The organism is Marinobacterium rhizophilum (genome assembly GCF_024397915.1).
Lineage (GTDB): Bacteria > Pseudomonadota > Gammaproteobacteria > Pseudomonadales > Balneatricaceae > Marinobacterium_A > Marinobacterium_A rhizophilum_A.
Genome location: NZ_CP073347.1, coordinates 3,699,822 through 3,721,178 on the forward strand (window position 1 = coordinate 3,699,822; position 21,357 = coordinate 3,721,178).

General features: G+C 60.0%; 18 protein-coding genes and 2 tRNA genes. 16 read left to right on the forward strand and 4 right to left on the reverse strand.

Going from position 1 to position 21,357, the window contains the following annotated elements:
• Positions 1-14: 14 nt before the first annotated feature.
• The 15 genes from rlmE (at position 15) to pnp (ending at position 15,311) form a co-directional block, all read left to right on the forward strand.
• Positions 15-635 carry a 23S rRNA (uridine(2552)-2'-O)-methyltransferase RlmE gene (gene rlmE / locus KDW95_RS16610; RefSeq protein ID WP_255852929.1) on the forward strand — a complete coding sequence of 207 codons (621 nt, stop codon included), beginning with the start codon at positions 15-17 and terminating at the stop codon, positions 633-635.
• A 136-nt stretch (positions 636-771) separates the two neighbouring features.
• Positions 772-2,766: an ATP-dependent zinc metalloprotease FtsH gene (gene ftsH / locus KDW95_RS16615; protein ID WP_255856531.1), complete on the forward strand. Its 1,995-nt coding sequence runs from the start codon at positions 772-774 to the stop codon at positions 2,764-2,766.
• A gap of 133 nt (positions 2,767-2,899) precedes the next feature.
• Positions 2,900-3,712 (forward strand): dihydropteroate synthase, encoded by an 813-nt coding sequence (gene folP, locus KDW95_RS16620; RefSeq protein WP_255856532.1) that lies wholly within the window; start codon positions 2,900-2,902, stop codon positions 3,710-3,712.
• Positions 3,709-5,058: a phosphoglucosamine mutase gene (gene glmM / locus KDW95_RS16625; protein WP_255852930.1), complete on the forward strand. Its 1,350-nt coding sequence runs from the start codon at positions 3,709-3,711 to the stop codon at positions 5,056-5,058. The genes folP and glmM overlap by 4 nt, the downstream gene beginning before the upstream one ends.
• A gap of 45 nt (positions 5,059-5,103) precedes the next feature.
• Positions 5,104-5,874, forward strand: a complete 771-nt coding sequence (tpiA, locus tag KDW95_RS16630) for a triose-phosphate isomerase (RefSeq protein WP_255852931.1) — start codon at positions 5,104-5,106, stop codon at positions 5,872-5,874.
• A 4-nt stretch (positions 5,875-5,878) separates the two neighbouring features.
• Entirely contained in the window at positions 5,879-6,241 is a 363-nt protein-coding gene (gene secG / locus KDW95_RS16635; RefSeq protein WP_255852932.1) for a preprotein translocase subunit SecG, read from the forward strand.
• 16 nt (positions 6,242-6,257) lie between these two features.
• A tRNA-Leu gene (locus tag KDW95_RS16640) sits at positions 6,258-6,343 on the forward strand.
• 46 nt (positions 6,344-6,389) lie between these two features.
• Positions 6,390-6,466: transfer RNA gene (locus tag KDW95_RS16645), tRNA-Met, on the forward strand.
• Positions 6,467-6,617: 151 nt separating this feature from the next.
• On the forward strand, positions 6,618-7,073 hold the full coding sequence (gene rimP / locus KDW95_RS16650; RefSeq protein ID WP_255852933.1) for a ribosome maturation factor RimP: 456 nt from the start codon (positions 6,618-6,620) through the stop codon (positions 7,071-7,073).
• Positions 7,074-7,103: 30 nt separating this feature from the next.
• Positions 7,104-8,609 carry a transcription termination factor NusA gene (nusA, locus tag KDW95_RS16655; protein WP_255852934.1) on the forward strand — a complete coding sequence of 502 codons (1,506 nt, stop codon included), beginning with the start codon at positions 7,104-7,106 and terminating at the stop codon, positions 8,607-8,609.
• A 14-nt stretch (positions 8,610-8,623) separates the two neighbouring features.
• On the forward strand, positions 8,624-11,134 hold the full coding sequence (gene infB / locus KDW95_RS16660) for a translation initiation factor IF-2 (protein ID WP_255852935.1): 2,511 nt from the start codon (positions 8,624-8,626) through the stop codon (positions 11,132-11,134).
• A 5-nt stretch (positions 11,135-11,139) separates the two neighbouring features.
• Positions 11,140-11,559: a 30S ribosome-binding factor RbfA gene (gene rbfA / locus KDW95_RS16665; protein WP_255852936.1), complete on the forward strand. Its 420-nt coding sequence runs from the start codon at positions 11,140-11,142 to the stop codon at positions 11,557-11,559.
• Between the two features lie 3 nt (positions 11,560-11,562).
• The gene (truB, locus tag KDW95_RS16670; protein ID WP_255852937.1) at positions 11,563-12,516 is read left to right on the forward strand and encodes a tRNA pseudouridine(55) synthase TruB; all 954 of its coding nucleotides are present in this window, start codon (positions 11,563-11,565) and stop codon (positions 12,514-12,516) included.
• 141 nt (positions 12,517-12,657) lie between these two features.
• Positions 12,658-12,927 carry a 30S ribosomal protein S15 gene (gene rpsO / locus KDW95_RS16675; protein WP_255852938.1) on the forward strand — a complete coding sequence of 90 codons (270 nt, stop codon included), beginning with the start codon at positions 12,658-12,660 and terminating at the stop codon, positions 12,925-12,927.
• 278 nt (positions 12,928-13,205) lie between these two features.
• Positions 13,206-15,311 carry a polyribonucleotide nucleotidyltransferase gene (gene pnp, locus KDW95_RS16680; protein ID WP_255852939.1) on the forward strand — a complete coding sequence of 702 codons (2,106 nt, stop codon included), beginning with the start codon at positions 13,206-13,208 and terminating at the stop codon, positions 15,309-15,311.
• A 191-nt stretch (positions 15,312-15,502) separates the two neighbouring features.
• On the opposite strand, the gene KDW95_RS16685 is transcribed toward pnp, so the two are convergent.
• The 3 genes from KDW95_RS16685 to KDW95_RS16695 are packed head-to-tail and all read right to left on the reverse strand — an operon-like array spanning position 15,503 to position 17,937.
• On the reverse strand, positions 15,503-16,183 hold the full coding sequence (locus KDW95_RS16685) for a YciC family protein (protein WP_255852940.1): 681 nt from the start codon (positions 16,181-16,183) through the stop codon (positions 15,503-15,505).
• 9 nt (positions 16,184-16,192) lie between these two features.
• Positions 16,193-17,242, reverse strand: a complete 1,050-nt coding sequence (locus tag KDW95_RS16690) for a methyltransferase (RefSeq protein WP_255852941.1) — start codon at positions 17,240-17,242, stop codon at positions 16,193-16,195.
• Positions 17,239-17,937, reverse strand: a complete 699-nt coding sequence (locus KDW95_RS16695) for a pseudouridine synthase (RefSeq protein WP_255852942.1) — start codon at positions 17,935-17,937, stop codon at positions 17,239-17,241. The genes KDW95_RS16690 and KDW95_RS16695 overlap by 4 nt, the downstream gene beginning before the upstream one ends.
• Before the next feature lie 142 nt (positions 17,938-18,079).
• Between KDW95_RS16695 and KDW95_RS16700 the strand changes: the two genes are divergently transcribed.
• A complete protein-coding gene (locus KDW95_RS16700) occupies positions 18,080-18,916 on the forward strand; it encodes a 6-carboxytetrahydropterin synthase (RefSeq protein WP_255852943.1) in 837 nt (278 codons plus the stop codon).
• Here the strand turns inward: KDW95_RS16700 and KDW95_RS16705 are convergent.
• Positions 18,913-21,108 carry a DUF6351 family protein gene (locus KDW95_RS16705; RefSeq protein WP_255852944.1) on the reverse strand — a complete coding sequence of 732 codons (2,196 nt, stop codon included), beginning with the start codon at positions 21,106-21,108 and terminating at the stop codon, positions 18,913-18,915. The genes KDW95_RS16700 and KDW95_RS16705 overlap by 4 nt on opposite strands.
• Between the last annotated feature and the right edge of the window lie 249 nt (positions 21,109-21,357).

Genomic DNA, 21,357 nt, shown 5'->3' on the forward strand with positions numbered 1-21,357 from the left:
GTCTGGAAATACAAGTGGCGAGATCTAAAAGCAGTGGTCAGTGGTTAAAGGAACATTTTGATGACCACTACGTCAAACAGTCGAAATCCGACGGCATGCGTTCGCGCGCCAGCTACAAGCTGAAGGAACTGAACGACAAGGACCGGCTGCTGCGCCCTGGCATGACGGTGGTCGACCTGGGCGCGGCCCCCGGTGGCTGGTCCCAGGTGGCGAGCGAACTGGTGGGTGATCGTGGCCGGGTTGTGGCGTCGGACATATTGCCGATGGACTCGCTGGCCGGTGTTGAGTTTGTTCAGGGTGACTTTACCGATGAGGCTGTGCTGGCGCAGATTCTGGCCGCGCTCGGGGATGCGCCGGCAGACCTTGTAATTTCCGATATGGCCCCCAATATGAGTGGTATGTCCGGAATTGACCAGCCTGCGGGGATGTATCTGGTCGAACTGGCGCTGGATATGGTGCGCCAGGTACTCAAGCCGGGCGGATCCTTTCTGGTTAAAGTGTTCCAGGGAGAGGGATTCGATGCCTATCACGCGGATGTACGGCAGAGCTTCACCAAGGTTGTGACCCGCAAGCCCGATGCATCGCGCGCGCGCTCCCGTGAGGTCTACCTGCTCGGAACAGGCTTCAAGGGCTGAACAGCCCGCAGTACACCACCGACCCTGCCGTCAGGTACGGGTGGTGAGTGAAGTAGTCAGGCCAGTTAAACTGGTGTACTTTTGAAGCGCGAATTTTCGTGCTTGAGCGTCAATTGAGGGTAGTCCTTTGAACGATATGGCAAAGAATCTGGTCCTCTGGCTGGTTATTGCGGCGGTCCTGCTGACCGTTTTCAATAACTTCAATGCCGAGGGAGATTCCCGCAGACTTACTTATTCCGACTTCGTGGCGGAAGTCCAGGCTGACCGTGTGTCCAAGGTTGTGATCGATGGGTATACCATCGTTGGGCAGCGGCAGAACGGGGAGCGGTTCGAAACCATTCGTCCTGCCCTGCAGGATCCCAAGCTGGTCGACGACCTGCTGCTGCACAAGGTCATCATTGAGGGCAAGCAGCCTGAGCAGCAGAGCATCTGGACCCAGCTACTGGTGGCATCCTTCCCGATACTGGTGATTATTGCCGTATTCATGTTCTTTATGCGTCAGATGCAGGGCGGCGGCGGTGGCAAGGGGCCGATGTCCTTTGGCAAGTCCAAGGCACGCATGATGAGCGAGGATCAGATCAAGACGACTTTCGATGATGTCGCCGGTGTCGAAGAGGCCAAGGAAGACGTCAAGGAGCTGGTCGATTACCTGCGCGATCCTGGGCGTTTCCAGCGCCTGGGCGGTCATATTCCCCGCGGCGTGCTGATGTCCGGCAGTCCCGGTACCGGCAAGACGCTGCTGGCCAAGGCCATTGCCGGCGAGGCGAAGGTGCCGTTCTTCAGCATTTCGGGTTCCGACTTCGTTGAAATGTTCGTCGGTGTGGGTGCGTCCCGTGTCCGTGACATGTTCGAGCAGGCGAAGAAGAACGCGCCCTGCATCATCTTCATTGACGAAATCGATGCGGTGGGCCGTCACCGTGGCGTTGGCATGGGCGGTGGCAACGATGAGCGCGAGCAGACGCTGAACCAGCTGCTGGTTGAGATGGACGGTTTCGAAGGCACCGAGGGAGTCATCGTCATCGCTGCGACCAACAGGCCAGACGTGCTTGATCCGGCGCTGCTGCGCCCCGGTCGTTTTGACCGCCAGGTACACGTTGGCCTGCCGGACATCCGCGGCCGCGAGCAGATTCTCAAGGTTCACATGCGCAAGGTACCGCTGGGCGATGACGTCAAGCCCGAGCTGATTGCCCGCGGCACGCCCGGTTTTTCCGGTGCGGACCTGGCCAACCTGGTAAACGAGGCGGCGCTTTTCGCTGCCCGTGACAGTCGCCGTACCGTTGGCATGCTGCAGTTCGAAAAGGCCAAGGACAAGATCATGATGGGCGCCGAGCGCAAGTCCATGGTCATGTCCTACAAGGAGCGTCTGAACACGGCGTACCATGAAGCCGGTCATGCCATCGTCGGTCGACTGATGCCCGAGCATGACCCGGTATACAAGGTCTCAATTATTCCCCGCGGCCGCGCCCTGGGTGTGACCATGTTCCTTCCAGAGGAAGACCGTTACAGCCATAGCCGCCGTACGCTCATTTCCAATATCTGCTCGCTCTATGGTGGCCGTATTGCCGAGGAAATGACCCTGGGCAAGGATGGCGTAACCACCGGCGCTTCCAACGACATTCAGCGCGCCACCAGCCTGGCACGCAACATGGTCACCAAGTGGGGCCTGAGCGAGGAGCTGGGACCCCTGCTGTATGACGAAGAGGACGGCGATCCCTTCACCCGTGGTTATGGCGCACCTGCCAAGCAGACCTCGGAAGAAACGCAGCGCCAGATCGACTCGGTTGTGCGCACCATTATCGACGACTGCTATGCGCAGGCGCACAAGTTGCTGGAAGACAACCGCGACATTCTCGAGGCTATGGCGCACGCGCTGATCAAGTACGAAACCATTGACTCGTCGCAGCTCGATGAACTGATGGCGCGCGCGCCCGTGTCTCCGCCGGATGGCTGGGTTGAAACTGACGGCGCATCTCCGGAAGCCGACGGCAGTGGTGCGAAGGCTGAGGCTGAGCCGCGTGCCGAAACGCCGGCTGATGACAGCAGTGACGGGCAACGGGATGCCGCTGTGGATGAAGCCCCCAGGGCTGATGACCCCGATATGCCGGAGTCTACGGATCGCAAGCTGCACTGATTTAACCGGCACCGATTAATATTGAAAAAGGCTGGCCCGGCAGGGTTGGCCTTTTTGTTTTGGAGGCAAGGTAGTGAAGAACAGCCGACTGCAATGTGGTGCACGGCAGCTCGATCTCGGGCGAGTGCAGATCATGGGTATCCTGAATGTGACCCCTGATTCCTTTTCGGACGGGAGTACTCTGTACCAGGCCGGACAGCTGGCGGGCGACCTGATACTGCAGCGCGCCGCCGCGATGGTCGCAGCGGGCGCCACCATTCTTGATCTGGGTGGTGAGTCGACTCGCCCGGGCGCGACACCTGTGAGCGTGCAGCAGGAGCTGGATCGAGTGCTGCCGGCGCTGGAGCTGATCCTGCGCGAGCTGGATGTCATCGTTTCGATCGATTCCAGTACGCCCGAGGTGTTTACCGAGTCGGCGCGCCTGGGGGCGGGAATGCTGAATGATGTGCGCGCGCTGGGGCGCGAAGGTGCGCTGCAGGCCGCAGCCGCCACCGGGCTGCCCGTTTGCCTGATGCACATGCAGGGCAATACCCCGGCGGATATGCAGCTGGCACCACACTATGAGGATATCATTGCCGAGGTTGGCGACTTTTTACAGCAGCGAGTGGTTGCCTGCGAGCAGGTGGGTATCTGCCGCGAGCGCATCCTGCTGGATCCGGGGTTTGGCTTTGGCAAGACGCTGGAGCACAATCTGCGCCTGCTAAACCAGATGCAGCGTCTGGAGTCGCTGGGCCTGCCGCTGCTGGTCGGTACGTCGCGCAAAAGCATGATCGGGCAGGCACTGGACCGGCCCGTAGATCAGCGTCTGGCGGGAGGGCTCGCGACCGCCGTCATGGCCGTCGAGCGCGGCGCCAGAATTATTCGAGTGCATGATGTCGCGGCTTCGGTCGATGCAGTACGCATGGCCGAGGCGGTAATAAAGGAATCCAGAGGAGAGCAGGCGTGACGAAACGTTATTTTGGCACGGATGGCATACGCGGCAAGGTGGGACAGCATCCGATAACACCGGACTTCGTCCTCAAGCTGGGCTGGGCGGCGGGCAAGGTGTTTGCCCGTTCGGGGCAAAGCCGTATTCTGATTGGAAAGGACACCCGTATCTCGGGTTACATGTTCGAGTCGGCGCTGGAAGCCGGGCTGTCTGCGGCGGGGGTTGATGTTTTGCTCACGGGCCCGATGCCGACGCCGGCCATTGCCTACCTGACCAAGACCTTTCGTGCCGATGCCGGCATCGTGATCAGTGCGTCCCACAATCCGTTTTACGACAATGGCATCAAGTTTTTCTCGGCATCAGGTACCAAGCTGCCGGACGAAGTCGAGCAGGCGATTGAGGCCCAGATGGATATCGCCATGTCTACGGTGGAGTCCCACGAGCTTGGCAAGGCCCGACGCATCGACGATGCCGCCGGACGCTACATCGAGTTCTGCAAGGGTACGGTGAGCGGAGCCCTGAGCCTCAAAGGCCTGCGTATCGTGCTCGACTGCGCCAATGGCGCGACCTACCACGTAGCCCCCCAGGTCTTCGAGGAACTCGGTGCCCGGGTAATCCGCATGGCGACCTCACCCGATGGCATTAACATCAATGAAAAGTGCGGTGCTACGGATCCCGCGGCGCTGCAGCAGCGCGTGCTGGCCGAGCAGGCGGATGTCGGTATCGCGCTGGACGGTGATGGAGACAGGGTGATCCTGGTGGATGCCGCCGGCGAGGTCGTGGATGGTGACGAAATCCTGTTTATCATCGCGCGTCAGATGCAGCTGCATGGTCGCCTTGCCGGAGGGGTTGTTGGTACCCTGATGAGCAACTACGGGCTTGAGCTGGCGTTGCAGCGCGCCGAAATACCCTTCGTGCGTGCCAAGGTGGGTGACCGCTACGTGCTGGAAGAGCTGGACCGCAGAGACTGGTTCCTCGGCGCCGAGAATTCCGGTCACGTGGTCTGCCGCCATTTGACCAGCACCGGTGATGGTATCGTGGCCGGGCTACAGGTGCTCAAGGCCATGGTGGAAAGTGGTGAAACGCTGGCACAGCTCAAGGCCGGGATGAGCAAGTTGCCGCAGGAGATGATCAACGTGCGGGTCGCCAGGCGAGTGGATATTGACGGCGTTGCCGCAATCGATGCTGCCGTAGCGCGGACCGAGGCCGAGCTGGGTAGCTCTGGCCGGGTACTGTTGCGCCCGTCCGGCACTGAACCTGTGGTGCGCGTCATGATTGAAGGTGAGGATGGAGCGCTTGTGGCACGGCTCTGTCGCGAACTCGCGGATGATGTTGAAAAAGCCTTGCAGGCGCTTGTATCTTAAAGTCGCCTCAGTTAATATTTGCGCCTCTTTCGAGAGGGGATACCGATGCGTAAGAGTATCGTGGCTGGAAACTGGAAGATGAACGGCAACCTGGCAGCCAATGCTGAACTGGTTACAGGCCTTCTGAGTACGCAATCCGGCAACGATAATATCGATGTATTGGTTTGCCCGCCTGCGGTGTATATCCCGCAGGTCGCAGCGCTGCTGCAGGGCACTCGTGTTGCCCTGGGGGCGCAAAATGCCTCCGCTTTCGAAAAGGGTGCATATACCGGCGATATTTCGCTATCCATGCTTGCCGAGTTCGATGTCCAGTATGTAATTCTGGGGCATTCCGAGTGTCGCGCACTGTTTGGCGAAGATGACAGCCAGGTGGCCAGCAAGTTTCTCGCTGCTGTGGCAGCAGGTGTAACACCGATCGTCTGTATCGGTGAGACGCTGGAAGAGCGGCAGGCAGGGCAGACGCTGGATGTGGTCGCTCGGCAGCTCAGAGCGGTGCTTGACGTTGCCGATACGGTGGCGCTGGCAGGTACAGTTATCGCGTACGAGCCGGTCTGGGCCATCGGAACGGGTCTGACGGCAACGCCGGAGCAGGCGCAGGAAGTGCATCAGGCGTTGCGTGCGCTGATCGCCGAGTACGACGCCGCGGCCGCGCTCAAGGTTCGAATTTTGTACGGCGGCAGCGTCACTGCCGACAGTGCGGCGCAGCTATTTGCGCAGCCTGATATTGACGGTGGTCTGGTAGGTGGAGCCTCTCTGAAGGCAAAAGATTTTCTTGCGATCTGCAGTGCTGCTGCAGGCGCATCGGCAAATGGTTGATTAAATGGAAACTCTGGTTCTGGTTGCACACGTGCTGCTCGCCGCTGCGATTATCGCTCTGGTCTTGCTGCAGCAGGGTAAGGGTGCAGAAGCCGGTGCTGCCTTCGGTGGCGGCGCTTCCCAGACCGTATTCGGCAGTCAGGGTAACAGCAGTTTCCTGGGTCGGATGACCGCGGTTATGGCGGTGGGTCTGTTTGTGACCAGTTTTGTTTTGGCCGTGTTCGCAAAGGACAAGGCCGAAACGGTTGGCGATGCTGGTATTCCAGCGCCGGCCGTGATCGAGAGCAGTGCGGTTGAGCCGCAGCTGCCGGTACTTGAAAGTGCGCCTGAGCCTGCGGCTGATGCCGACGTGCCCAGCGCCGAGTAAGTACCAACCTGGTGTTGCCCAAGTGGTGGAATTGGTAGACACGCTATCTTGAGGGGGTAGTGTCCCTAGGACGTGCCGGTTCGAGTCCGGCCTTGGGCACCATATTGAAAGAAAGGCAGGAAGCGTGTATCATAGCGCACCTGTTTGTTGCGGGGTGGAGCAGTCTGGTAGCTCGTCGGGCTCATAACCCGAAGGTCATAGGTTCAAATCCTGTCCCCGCTACCACCTTATTCGTGTATCTTCGAAAAGGCCCCTCTTTAGGGGCTTTTTCGTAGGTAAATCAAGGCATTGGTGCCGCGATCAGCAATGGGTCCAACAGTGACCCATTTTTTGTTTCCGGCGTCCGTATCGGTGCTTGCCAACAAGAGGTTTGTCGGTGTCAGCAAAGCTGAAATTGCTACATGAATTGATCGAGCCGGGCGTAGCATCGCTCGGATTCGAGCTGTGGGGCATCGAATATCTTGCCCACGGTGTTCACAGTGTACTGCGCGTCTATATCGATGCCGAAAATGGCATTACCGTTGACGACTGCGCCAAGGTGAGTCATCAGATCAGCGGCGTGCTGGATGTTGAGGAACCGATCAGCGGCCAGTACAACCTGGAGGTTTCATCACCTGGGCTGGATCGTCCGCTGTTTACACTTGAACAATATGTTGCCTTTACCGGGCATAAGGTTGAAATACGTCTGCGTGTGCCGTTCGAAGGGCGTCGCAAGTTCAAGGGGCTGCTGAACGGCGTCGAAGGCGACGAAGTCCTGGTTATCGTAGATAAAGAAGAATATCTGTTGCCGATCGACTCCATCGATCGTGCGAACGTAGTTCCGCAGTTCTAAGGAACGCGAAGGCTTGAGCGAGGCAGTGGCATGAATAAAGAGATTCTACTGGTAGCAGAAGCAGTTTCGAACGAAAAGGATGTGCCCAAGCAGGTCATCTTCGAAGCGATCGAACTGGCACTGGCGACAGCAACCAAAAAGCGATACGACGAAGAGGCCGAAATCCGGGTTGAAATTGACCGGGTAACCGGCGATTACGATACTTTCCGTCGCTGGCTGGTTGTCAGCAATGAAGGTGTGGCGGCGCTTGGAACCGAGCTTACGCTACAGGAAGCCCATGAACTGGACACGAACCTGCAGCCGGGTGATACCTATGAAGAGGCGGTGGAATCGGTCAAGTTTGGCCGCATCGCCGCCCAGACCGCCAAACAGGTTATCGTGCAGAAGGTACGTGAAGCCGAGCGGGCCAAGGTCGTTGCCATGTATGAGGATCGCGTCGGCGAGCTGATTTCGGGCAGCGTCAAGAAGGTGACACGTGACAATGTTATTGTCGATCTGGGCAATAATGCTGAAGCGCTGCTGCCGCGCGAATTCCTTATCGGTCGGGAAACCTTCCGCATGGGTGATCGCGTCCGTGCGATTCTGAACGAAGTCCGGGCCGAAGGCCGTGGCCCGCAGCTGGTGCTGAGCCGCTCCTGTTCGGCGATGCTGATCGAGCTGTTCCGCATCGAAGTGCCGGAAATCGCCGAAGAGGTCATCGAGATTCGCGCCGCTGCGCGTGATCCGGGTTCGCGTGCCAAGATCGCCGTCAAAACCAATGACGGCCGTATCGACCCGGTGGGTGCCTGTGTCGGCATGCGCGGTGCGCGTGTTCAGGCGGTGTCCAATGAGCTTAATGGCGAGCGCGTCGATATCATTCTGTGGGACGACAATCCTGCGCAGTTGGTAATCAACGCCATGTCGCCAGCGGATGTGGCTTCTATCGTCATCGACGAAGAGACACATTCCATGGATGTGGCTGTCGCGCAGGAAATCCTGGCGATGGCCATTGGCCGTGGCGGCCAGAATGTGCGCCTGGCCAGTGAGCTGACCGGATGGACGCTGAACGTGATGACCGAAGAAGCGGCGGCTGAAAAGCAGGAATCGGAACTCGGCTCCATCATGGAAATCTTCACGCGACACCTGGATGTCGATGAAGACATGGCCGAAGTGCTGGTCGCTGAAGGCTTTACCTCCCTCGAAGAGGTGGCGTATGTGCCAGTCGACGAAATGCTTGAAATCGATGGCTTCGATGAGGACACGGTTGAAGAACTGCGTTCCCGAGCCAAGGATGCCCTGCTTAACCTGGCGATAGCCAGTGAAGAGGTGCTTGAAAACGCAGAGCCTGCGGCAGATTTGCTGGAAATGGAAGGTATGGATCGTCATACCGCCTTCCTGCTGGCGGCCAAGGGTGTGATCACGATGGAAGACCTGGCTGAACAGGCTGTCGAGGATCTGCTGGATGTCGAAGGCATCGATGAAGAGAAAGCCGCAGTACTGATCATGACCGCCCGGGCTCCCTGGTTTGCGGACGATGAGTCTGGGTCAACGGATTAGGAGAGAAAACCAATATGGCAGAAGTAACAGTACAGCAACTTGCCGATGTGGTTGGTGTTTCCGTCGAGCGTTTGCTCAAGCAAATGCAGGACGCAGGTATCAAAGGTAAGGCCGATGGGTCCAAGGTGTCCGAAGGCGAGCGTCAGGACCTGCTGACTTACCTCAAGCGCAGCCACGGTGAAAACGCCGAGTCTGGCGAGCCGAAGAAAATCACCCTCAAGCGCAAGACAACGTCGCAGTTGAAAGTCTCCGGTGCCTCCGGCAAGAAAAAGACGATCAACATCGAAGTGCGCAAGAAACGCACCTACGTCAAGCGTGCCGACGCTGAAGGCGAAGCGGCACCGGCAGAGCCGGTAGCAGAGCAGCCTGTGAGCGCAGCCGTTGAACAGGCCGCTGCGCCTGCTCCGGCTGCCGCTCCGGTTGCAGCGAAGCCTGAAACCGCGCCGTCCGCTGCCGCTGCAATCGACACCAAGTCGGTCAAGGCCGTTGAGGGTGAAGAACAGCTGGCACCGCCGGCCTCCAAGGCAGACCCCCGTGAAGAGGCTCTGCGCAAGGAGAAGAAAAAACAGCAGCAGCTGGCACGCCGTACCACGACGGATGACAAGAAACCGTCCCGTGGTGCCAAGTCTGCCCGCGGCACCGGTCGCGGCTTCGGCGGCGATGACCGTGACGGTCGTCGTGGTGGCAAGCTGAGCCGTGGTCCTGGCAAGGGCCGTGCACGCGGTGGCAAGCCTAACGTGCATGGTTTCAAGGAGCCGCAGGCACCCCAGGTGCATGAAGTGCAGCTGCCCGAGAGCCTGACCGTGGCGGAACTGGCCAAGAAGATGTCGGTCAAGGCGGCCGAGGTCATCAAGGTGATGTTCAAGATGGGCGCCATGGCGACCATCAACCAGGTGATCGACCAGGATACAGCGACGCTGATCGTGGAAGAGATGGGCCACGTTGCCAAGCCGATGCAGGAAAACGCGGTTGAGTCTGCGCTGATGGAAACCATCCAGCAGCAGCAGGGCGAGACCCAGGGCCGTGCGCCTGTGGTCACCGTCATGGGTCACGTTGACCACGGCAAGACCTCACTGCTCGATTACATCCGTACCACCAAGGTGGCCGCGGGCGAATCCGGTGGTATTACCCAGCATATCGGTGCCTACCACGTCGAAACCGACAACGGCATGATCACCTTCCTGGATACACCGGGACACGCGGCCTTTACCGCCATGCGTGCCCGTGGTGCCAAGCTGACTGACATCGTTATCCTGGTTGTGGCCGCCGATGACGGCGTCATGCCGCAGACCGAAGAGGCTGTACAGCACGCGAAAGCGGCTGGCGTGCCGCTGGTTGTGGCCGTGAACAAGGTCGACAAGGAAGATGCCGATCCGGATCGCGTCAAGAACGAACTGGCTCAGCGCGATGTTATCCCTGAAGAGTGGGGCGGCGAAGTCCAGTTCGTCAGCGTATCTGCCAAGACGGGCGAGGGCATCGACAAGCTGCTTGAAGCCATCCTGCTGCAGGCTGAAGTACTGGAACTGAATGCCGTACCCGAAGCACCGGCTCAGGGTGTTGTGGTCGAGTCCCGCCTGGACAAGGGCCGCGGTTCGGTCTCCACCGTGCTGGTTCAGAACGGTACCCTGCGCAAGGGCGATATCGTGCTGGCGGGTCTGCATTACGGCCGTATCCGTGCGATGCGCGACGAAAGCGGCAAGGACATTGAAGAAGCCGGTCCGTCCATTCCGGTGGAAATCCTCGGTCTTGACGGCACCCCGGGTGCCGGTGACGACTTTGCCTCCGTCAGCAGCGAGAAGAAAGCGCGTGAAGTTGCACTGTTCCGTCAGGGCAAGTACCGCGAGATCAAGCTGGCGCGTCAGCAGGCTTCCAAGCTGGAAAACCTGTTTGCCAACATGCAGGCCGGCGATGTGAAGTCGCTGAATATCGTCCTCAAGGCGGACGTGCGCGGATCCCTCGAAGCCCTGACTCAGGCGCTGGAAGATCTGTCCACCGACGAAGTGAAGGTCAATATCGTCGCCGGCGGTGTCGGTGGTATCTCCGAGACCGAGGCAAACCTTGCCGTGGCTTCGAGTGCGCTGATCATCGGCTTCAACGTGCGTGCTGACAACCAGGCCAAGGCCATCGTCGAACGTGAAGGTCTGGAACTGCGCTACTACAGCGTGATCTACGACATCATCGATGACGTGAAGCAGGCCATGACCGGTCTGCTGTCGCCGGAGTTCCGCGAGCAGATCGTGGGTATCGCCGAAGTCCGCGATGTCTTCCGCTCGCCCAAGCTCGGCCTGGTGGCAGGCTGTATGGTGACCGAGGGTACCGTGCACCGCAACAAGCGTATCCGCGTACTGCGCGACAATGTCGTGGTTTACGAGGGCGAGCTCGAGTCGCTGCGTCGCTTCAAGGATGCCGTGCAGGATGTCCGTCAGGGCATGGAATGCGGTATCGGCGTCAAGAACTACAATGACGTCAAGGTCGGTGACCAGATCGAAGTCTTCGACACCATTGAAGTACAGCGGACACTCTAAACGCCATGGCACGAGAATTTACTCGAACTCAGCGGGTCGCGGACCAGATCCAGAAGGATCTGGCCCAGCTGATCCAGCGACAGATCAAGGATCCGCGCGTCGGCATGGTGACCGTCAGCTATGTGAAGGTGGCCAAGGACCTCGGTTACGCCGACGTCTATGTCACTGTCATGGCTTTCGGTGAACAGACCGATGAAGACCAGACGGTAAAGGAATCGCTGTCTGTGCTTAACAAGGCAGCGGGCTTCCTGCGTCACGAGCTGGCGCGCGGCATCAAGCTGCGCGTCATGCCGCAACTGCGGTTCCACTTTGATGAATCCGTCGACCGTGGTCGCCGTCTGCACAGCCTGATTACCCAGGTGAACCAGCCGGAACCCGGTGCCGAACCTGCCGATGATTCGGCGGACAAAGCGGACGAGGAATAAGGCATGACCGAGGGCAGAAAACGCCGCGGTCGGGCGCTGGACGGCATCCTATTGCTCGACAAGCCCGCCGGGATTACCTCCAATGGCGTACTGCAGCGGGTCAAGCGTCTGTATGGCGCGGCCAAGGCCGGCCATACCGGTGCGCTGGACCCTCTGGCGACCGGCATGCTGCCGATCGCTTTCGGTGAAGCCACCAAGTTTTCCCAGTTCCTGCTGGATGCCGACAAGCGCTACCTGACCACCGCCAAGCTGGGTATCCGCACGGATTCCAGCGACGCCGATGGCGAGGTGGTGGAAACCCGTCCGGTACCGGCACTGGACAAGGCCCATATTCTTGGGTTGCTGGAACAGCACTTCTCGGGGGAAATCGAGCAGGTGCCGTCCATGTTCTCGGCGCTCAAGCACAACGGTCAGCCGCTCTACAAGCTGGCTCGCAAGGGCATCCAGGTTGAAGTCAAACCGCGGCGCGTCACCATCTTTCACTGTCGTCTGACCGCCCTGCGCGAAGACGAAATCGAGCTGGATATTCGGTGCTCCAAAGGCACCTATATTCGCTCGATCGTGGAAGATCTGGGGCTTTTGCTCGGCTGCGGTGCTCATGTGCAGCAGCTGCGCCGCCTTGATGCCGGACCCTACAAGGCCGAGCAGATGATTACGCTCGATGCCCTGCAGGACATGGCCGCTGAACTGCCGCAGGATGGCGGGGAAAAGGGCATACAAGCGAGGCTTGATACGCTATTATTGCCGGTCACCAGCGCCCTGGAGGATATCCCTTCCCTGACGCTGGACGGCGCCCAGACGCAACGCATCCTGATGGGGCAGCGTCTGGCCTTGCCGGAGCAGGCTCCGGCAGAGCTGATTAAACTGATTGCAGGCGAGACCGGAGTCTTTCTGGGAATCGCCGAAATATCGGATGACCGCGTTCTGCGCCCCCGCCGCTTGCTGGCGACGGGCTGAAACGGTTATCGATAGCCCGGGTTGTCGCTCCCTGAGTGGCGGGCAAGATGATTGGCGTTGTACTGATAATATGCTCGGTGCATCGTTTCTTCCTAACAGGCGGCATTAGCCGCACGCATATTAATATTGGAGCTGGACACAATGGCATTAGCTGTAGAGAAAAAAGCAGAGATCGTTAAAGACTTCGCCCGCGCTGAAGGCGATACAGGTTCCCCTGAAGTTCAGGTTGCCCTGCTGTCTTTCAACATCCAGGGTCTGCAGGATCACTTCAAGGCACACAAGCACGATCACCACTCCCGTCGTGGTCTGATTCGCATGGTAAACCAGCGTCGCAAGCTGCTGGACTACCTGAAGAAGAAAGATGCTGATCGTTACCTGAAGCTGATCGCGCGCCTCGGTCTGCGCCGCTAAGTTGATGTTGCTGAGGCCATACAATGTATGGCCTCAGTTTTATCCGGGTAAGAGTATTTATCCGGATAAGCATTACCGGGGGACTCTTCGGTAAGCAAGGATGCAGGCAGCCGCTTTCGGTGGCTGTGACAAAGGCCCTGATATCATTCCAGACTGTTCATCCCGCCCGTACTCAATTGCGCTTTGGAGCAGAGTGCAACTGAGTACTGGCTTTTAACGAAGGACTGAATGCGACGGTGTGGTACAGGGGACGATTCTTCGAATACATGAGGTAATCTATGTTTCAGGTAACAACCAAGACATTCGAATTCGGTGGCCAGCAGGTCACGCTGGAAACCGGCCGCGTAGCGCGCCAGGCGACCGGTGCCGTTATGGTCACCATGGGTGGCGTACAGGTTCTGTGCACCGTTGTTGGCGCCAAGAGCCAGCGCGAAGGCCAGGACTTCTTCCCGCTGTCCGTGCACTACCAGGAAAAATACTACGCTGTTGGCCGTATTCCCGGTGGTTTCTTCAAGCGTGAAGCGCGTCCGACCGAGAAAGAAACCCTGACCTCGCGTCTGATCGACCGTCCGATCCGCCCGCTGTTCCCCAAGGGCTACATGAACGAAGTACAGGTGATCTGTACCGTCATGTCCGCTGACAAGATCAACGATCCTGATATCGCTGCGATGATCGGCACCTCTGCCGCGCTGGCCATTTCCGGTCTGCCGTTCCAGGGCCCGATCGGTGGCGCCCGTGTCGGCTTCACCGAAGCGGCCGGTTACATCCTGAACCCGAACTACGAACAGCTGGCTACCTCCGAGCTGGACATGGTTGTGGCCGGTACTGCGGATGCGGTACTGATGGTTGAGTCCCAGGCGCAGGAACTGTCCGAAGACGAAATGCTGGGTGCGGTACTGTTCGCACACCAGGAAATGCAGGTTGCCATCAGCGCCATCAACGAACTGGTTGCCGAAGCCGGCAAGCCGAAGTGGGACTGGCAGGCACCGCAGAAAGACGAAGCCCTGATCGCCCAGGTGCGTGGCCTGGTTGGCGAAGGCATTGCCGCCGCCTACCAGGTTGCCGACAAGGTTCAGCGCCAGAACGCCCTGGGCGACCTGCGCAACCAGGCCGTTGAAGCCCTGGCCGGTACCGAAGAAGGTCAGCCGAATGCCCGTGCCATCGGTGGCATCTTCAGCTCGCTGGAAAAGGAAATCGTGCGTAACCGCATTATTGAAAGCCAGCCGCGTATCGACGGTCGTGACAACAAGACCGTGCGTGCGATCGACGTACAGATCAACACCCTGCAGGGCGCACACGGTTCATCCCTGTTCACCCGCGGTGAAACCCAGGCCATGGTTACCTGTACCCTGGGTACCAGCCGCGATCAGCAGATGATCGATGCCATCGAAGGCGAACGCAAAGACCCCTTCATGCTGCACTACAACTTCCCCCCGTACTCCGTGGGTGAAGCCGGTCGCATGATGGGCGCAGGCCGTCGTGAAATCGGTCATGGTCGTCTGGCACGTCGCGGTGTTGCTGCCGTACTGCCGACCCAGGACGAATTCCCGTACACCATCCGTATCGTGTCCGAGATCACCGAATCCAACGGTTCCAGCTCCATGGCGTCTGTCTGTGGCGCGTCCCTGTCCATGATGGATGCGGGCGTACCGCTGAAAGCGCCGGTTGCCGGTATCGCCATGGGTCTGGTCAAGGAAGGCGATCGCTTTGCCGTTCTGACCGACATCCTGGGTGACGAAGATCACCTGGGCGACATGGACTTCAAGGTGGCCGGTACCGATGCAGGCGTTACCGCGCTGCAGATGGATATCAAGATCACCGGTATCAACGAAGAGATCATGGAAATCGCCCTGGAGCAGGCCTGCGAAGCGCGCAAGCACATCCTCGGCGAGATGGCCAAGGTCATCGGTTATGCCCGTCCGGAACTGCCGGACAACGCACCGGCCATGACGCAGCTGAAGATCAACCCGGAGAAAATCCGTGACCTGATCGGCAAGGGCGGCGCCACCATCCGTGCGCTGACCGAAGAAACCGGCGCCATGATCGACATCGACGACAACGGCACCGTGCGCATCTACGCCGACAACAAGACCGCAGCGAAAGCCGCGATCGAACGCGTCCAGGCGATTACCGCCGAAGCTGAAGTGGGCAAGATCTACGAAGGCAAGGTAGTGCGTATCGAAGACTTCGGTGCCTTCATCAACATCCTGCCAGGCAAGGATGGCCTGGTGCACATCTCTCAGATCGCTGACAAGCGCGTCGAGAAAGTCACCGATTACGTGAACATGGACGATGTCGTCAAGGTCAAGGTCCTGGACGTCGACGTGCGTGGCCGCATCAAGCTGTCGATGCGCGACATGGTGGCAGACGAGTCCGCTTCCTGAGCCTGACCGGCTAAACAAAAAACCCGCCTCTGATGGCGGGTTTTTTTTATGTACAGGATGTACGACAGAAAACTGCTCCTGCGTTTTCTGCATTCCCGCCATCCATGGCGGTCGTATGCCGCGGGCGCTTGCGCACGACTGCAGGGATGCAGGAGATAGGATGCCTAAGCCGAAGAGCGGGGACGCTACGCTCAGGCCGGAGTGCTTTCGCTGCGCATCAGCGAGTAGATGCGAAAGCCGTAAATGGTCACCAGGGTGCCCATCAGGTCAAAGGCGACGCTGAGCAGGCCCTCGAAGGTGGGGTTGCTGAAACCGGCTTTCTCGGCCAGCAGCAGTATCGGCGCCTCGATCAGGAAAAGACCGCCAAAAATGATCAGCAGGCCTTTGAGCAGCAACCCGAAGTAGGCCTCGGACTCACCCCAGCTCTGGCGTAGCGAGGCGACCGGCTTTTTGTCCTCGAGCAGGCAGATGTAGTCGGCGAACACCAGGCGCACACCCACGTAGATACCGGGCACGATCAGCAGCATCAGCCCCAGGGTGACGGCGAAACCGCTCAGAAGGTAGGTAATCAGCAGGCGCCGCCAGTATTTCAGGCTCAGGGCCACGGCCTGGAAGGCGCTCAGCGGGCGGCTGTCGACCGCGGACTGCAGAAACAGGATGGTGGCGCCCCAGTAGACGGGCAGCAGGGTGAGGTTGAGCAGCATCAGCAGGCCGGTGCCGGTATGCATCTGGCTGCTGTCGGCTTCGATGCCGGATTCCAGCAGCAGGCCGAGCAGGTTGAGGCCGATAATAAAAGGCAGCTGTATGCGGGCGATGGTGCCGAAGTGCCTGCGAAAGAAAAACAGGCTCTGGCGGATATATTCAAAAGTCATGGCGGTGGATCAGGCTCCTGTTTTGGCTCCGGCCAGCAACACCAGCTTGAAGCTGCGGTTTTCGGCCAGGGTCTGGATGCGTGCGAAACGCGAGGCGGCGCGGCGTTCCAGCATGATTTGTCGGTTCACCACGAAGGCGGCAATGCCGTTGCGGGCAAGCAGGCGCGCGGCGGCGCTCAGAAAGCGTTCTGTCAGGTCGTCCTCGACGCTGAAGCCGGCATGGAAGGGCGGGTTGCACAGGATCAGCTCGAAGGGCCCGTCAATGCCATCGCCGCAACTGGCGGGAATAACCTCGCCGCGAATGCCGTGTGCGGCGAAATTGCGTTCGCAGGCGGCGATGGCCGCGGCATTGTTGTCGGTCGCGGTCACCGGTGCGCCCAGGCGAGCCGCCTGGAGCGACAGGTAGCCATAACCGCAACCCAGGTCCAGAATGCGTGCGGGCGGTGCTGGCAGTTCTGTTACAAAGGTGTCGAGGTGCTCGATCAGAAAGGCACTGCCCTTGTCGATCTTGTCCCAGCCAAACACGCCTGGCTTGCTCCAGTACTGGAATTGCGTATCCGCACAGGCCTCACGCAGCTGCGCGTAATTTTTGTCATCCAGCGTCAGGCCGGGCTGTTCCGGCCGGGTGAAGACGCCAAGCCAGCAGTTGGCACTGGCTTTCTCGAAGTCGCCCTGGCCGGCAAACAGCGTGCGGGTGCGCTCGAGGTAGCCCTTGATGCCCTCACCCTTGTCGCCGCTGAGCATCAGCTCACCGCCGGTTCTGAGTACCCGCAGCGCCTGGTTGATGTTGTGGTGGACCAGCGGTTTTTCCTTGGATACACGGTAGATCACCCGGGCAATGGAGCCTGCGGGGATGGCGCTCAGGTCAAAGTCGGACCAGTCGGCCTGCCAGCCGCGTGCGCGCGCGGCCTGCACCAGGTCGAGGCGGTTGGCAATCATGCGGATATTACTGCGCGGTGCCAGTTGGGCACCGAGCAGGTTCTCGTCTGCCAGCCAGAGGCTCTGCGGTGGAGCGCCCTGTATATGGGGCAGCAACAGGTTGAAGGCCGGATCGATCATGGCAGGATGCTGGCAACCTCTGCGTCCGTGAGGGCACGGTATTCGCCGGGTGCGAGTTGCGGGTCCAGGCTGATGGGGCCGATCTGCTCGCGATGCAGTGCCGTGACCTTGTTGCCGAGCGCCGCGAACATGCGCTTGACCTGGTGGTAGCGACCTTCGGTCAGGTAAACGAGGGCTTCATGGGGCGCCAGGATATCGAGTTCGGCCGGCTTGGTCAGCTTGTGTTCGCCATGCAGCTTGATACCTTCCTGGAAGGCCTGTACCGCCGAGGCGTCAATCGGATCGGCAGTTTCGACCCGGTAGCGCTTGGGCAGTTTGTGGCGCGGCGAGGTGATGCGATGGGACCACTTGCCATCGTCGGTGAGCAGCATCAGCCCGGTGGCATCGATGTCGAGGCGACCACAGCAGTGCAGTTCATCGTTGCGGGGGAGATCCACCAGGCTGTTGACCGTCGGGTGGCTGGGGTCGTCGCTGGCGCTGACATAGCCTTCGGGCTTGTACAGCATCAGGTAGCGTGGCCCGGGGGCGCCGACAGGCTGGTCATTGAGGCAGACGCTGTCGACCCCAGGTTCAATATGCTGGGCGGGATTCACAGCTTCGCTGCCGTTAAGGCTGACATCACCGCGGTGCATGATGCGGTGTATTTCCTTGCGTGAAATCCCTGTTGCCTGGGATAGATACTTGTCCAGTCTCATAGCTGCCCTGAGTGCCGTGTAAATGCGGCTAGTATACCTGAGCCCCGGGGGATTTTGTCGGCCCGAAATTGTGTACAAAACATGAAATGCGCCGGCGCTTGGGCTAAAATGGCGCCCTGCCCAAGACCTCTATGGAACTCATGTGAAACTGTTTGTCGATAACCTTACCAACGTCGATTTCTCCTACCTTCACCCGCAGCGCGGATTGCTGGGGGAGTCCTGGCTGGTGCAGCTGGTGCTGGATGGCCGGCTCAACGACGAGGGCATGATCTGCGACTTTGGTATCGTCAAGAAGGCGGTCAAGGCCTGGATGGACAAGCATATTGACCATGCGCTGCTGGTGGCGACCGGCTTGCCGCGCCTGCAGCATCGCGAGCACAACGGCGAAACCCAGGTTGACTGGCTCTATCCCGACGGCCAGCACTTCTACTGCCGTTCGCCGCAGCAGGCCATTACGCTGGTGGGCGAGCCGGATATCAATCCCCACACCCTGTCGGCCTGGTGCACGGAGCAGGTGCTGGCGCTCTTTCCCGATGAAGTACAGGGGCTGGAGCTGACCTTCGTGCCCGAACGTATCGAGGGTGCTTTCTATCATTACAGTCACGGCCTGCATCAGCACGATGGCAACTGCCAGCGCATTGCCCACGGCCATCGCTCTAAGATCGAGATCTATCTCGATGATCAGCGCGAAGAAGGGCTGGAGGCCGAGTGGGGCGAGCGTTTGCGCGATATCTACATCGGCACGAGGTCGCACCTGATCAGCGAAGCGGACGGGCTGCATCACTATCGCTACGACGCACCCCAGGGCGAGTTTGAACTCAAGCTACCGGCACAGTATTGCTACGATATCGATACCGAAACGACGGTTGAACAGATTGCACAGCACCTGGCTGGCGCCATCAAGCAGGAACACCCCGGCAATGCCGTGCTGGTGCGCGCGTTTGAAGGTGTTGGCAAGGGCGCCATCGCCGTCGCCTAGCCGCCAACCGCATCGTCCGACTTGGCTTCCCTGCGCTGACCGAGGCCCGGAACGCTGTAGTCGCAGACCCCGTCCGGGAAGATGCGCTGCAGCCGGGCCTGGTGTGGCAGCATGTCGATGGGGGCATAGAGCCCCCGCTTAAGTGCCTCATCGACGCTGATCAGGCTGCATTTGAACAGGTCTCCCCGCAGATCCTCGCCCGCTACCGAGCGCGGCGTTCCATAGATCGGGTACTGCTGCATGCAGGCACCCGCTGTCTTGCCATTCCAGCGACCGTCCCACACCTTATCTCCCGCGGCCAGCAGCGTGCCGTCAGCCTTGAAACAGCTGTCCTGTGCGGTTTGTGGGCGCTTACCCGCGCGCAGCCACTGCAGCAGTGTATCCAGCGCCTGGGGCACGGGGTTGTGGGGTTTTGCGGTGACCCAGATCAGCTGATTATCGTCATAGCCCCGCTGCTGCAGTCGCATGCGGGTACTGAAGGCGGCGCTGGCATGGTGCATGTCCAGTGCCGGTTCCAGGTAGTGGCGCAGATCTATCACCGGAATGGGCAGCTCGCCGGTAAAGACCAGTCCGGCCTGTACCGCGGCCTGGATGGCGGCGGTGTCGCCTGCGCTGCGCGGCGCCGGGGTGTAGCCGGCATCGGGTGACAGCTGCATGTTGTGATGACTCCAGGGGCTGAATGCCAGCAGGTCGTCATCGCCGTTCAGGTGCCAGAAGCGCTCCTGGCGCATCTCGGTTGGTGGCTTCCAGCCGCCGATATTGGCGTTCAGATGCACGAAGGTATCGACGCTGAGCTGGCCGTCGCGCAGCGCCTGCAGGCCGTACTGTACACCCACGTTGTCCCAGGTCTGGCGGGCGTAGCCATTTTCATCGGCACCATAAATATGGCGCAACTCCTCCCAGTGGGACCAGTGCACCTGGCGGCTGACGTCGGGGCTAAAGCGTGGCTCGAAGTGAATGAAGCGGGGGTTGTTGACCAGCGGTGTCAGGCCACGCCACGCCAGGCTGCATTCGCTGGCGCCCAGTGGCCAGTGGGGTGCCCGGCCACGGATGATCATCGCCAGCTCATACAGCCAGGTGCGGTTGTCATGCACGCCGTCGCGGCTGTTCAGCCCCGCGACCTTGCGTCGCGCCGGCCAGCTCCAGGTCTTGCGTGCGGTTTGGTCGAAGTAGTATTCCAGCAGTTCGCAGTCAAAGGCATAGATGGTCTGGGTGAGCATGTCCGGGTAGGCATAGAGCGCGATGCCGGCATCCAGCAGCCCCGTGCCGTTCTGGCCGATGAGGTATTGCTGGATGGCGCCGCCGGAGCCGCCGATCCCCAGGGTAAACTCCGGTGTGCCGTATTGAGCCAGGAACTGGCGCTTGACGCGTGCGGCGGTTTCTTCGGCCAGCCAGATGTTGTAGTGGTTGGAGGTCTGGTTGCCGCTGGAATAGGCGATGGCATAGCCTTCGCGCAGCTGCTCTATACGCCGCTCGGGCAGGTCGGTATCCCGCAGGCGTCCCTGGCGATAGCCGATGCCCACGCCGCCGCGAAATTGGTAAATCAGCTGCCGGTTCCAGTACTGCATGTCGGGTGCTTCGGGGCGGTCATTCGGGCCGCGCAGGGTCGTAATATTGTAGATAAAGCGGTTGATGGTGCCCGCTTCACTGCGCACGACAAAGTCGATTTCCTGGCCATTGATGCGGATGCGGGCAATATCGCCATTGGCCTGTTCCAGCGGGTAGAAGCTGTCGGTGCCCACGCGATTGTAGTAGTAGTTGACGCGGGTCGAGTGCAGGCAATTCTGGCTATAACCGAGCCGGTGGCTGGTTTTTCTGCCCTGTTCGTCGAGCGCAAAGATCTCGATGCCAAAGCCTTCCTGGTTGTCTACCAGGGGCTGCCCCAGCCCGGAATCTTCGCCGTCACAGGCAAAGGGGTATTGCAGCGGGCCGGCATAGACCGGTTCGTGGGGGCCGACCTGCCCGGGCTGGATGGGGTATGGGAAAGGGTCCCGCGGGCGCGTCCATTCGCGCGGGTGGACCCCGCTGTAGCTGGGTAACGGCGTTCGAGGCCTGGGCGCCATGCCCACGACGGTCGGCATGTCCCTGTAGCGACTGTTGCTGGACAGCCAGTCCGGTAGCTGGAACCAGAACCAGACCGCCACCCCCAGTATCGGTGCGAGCAGCAGAGCCGCAATCTTGGTGTATTTCATGCCGCCTCCTCCAGTCTGAGTCGGGACTCGAACCCTGCGGTCGTCTTTGGCTTGTCGGTACAGCGGTGACAAGGGCGCGGCAGCCTGGGTGATGCAGCGATGAGGCTGCCGGCAGCGCTGCAACAGGCAGCCGGGGTGCAGGGGCGGAATCCGATAAATGCAGTTTAGACGCAGGAATCCGGGGAGGCAGGGCGGGCTGCACAGGGTGCTGAACAAAAACAGAGGCTGGGGGAACCCGCCAGCGGTGTA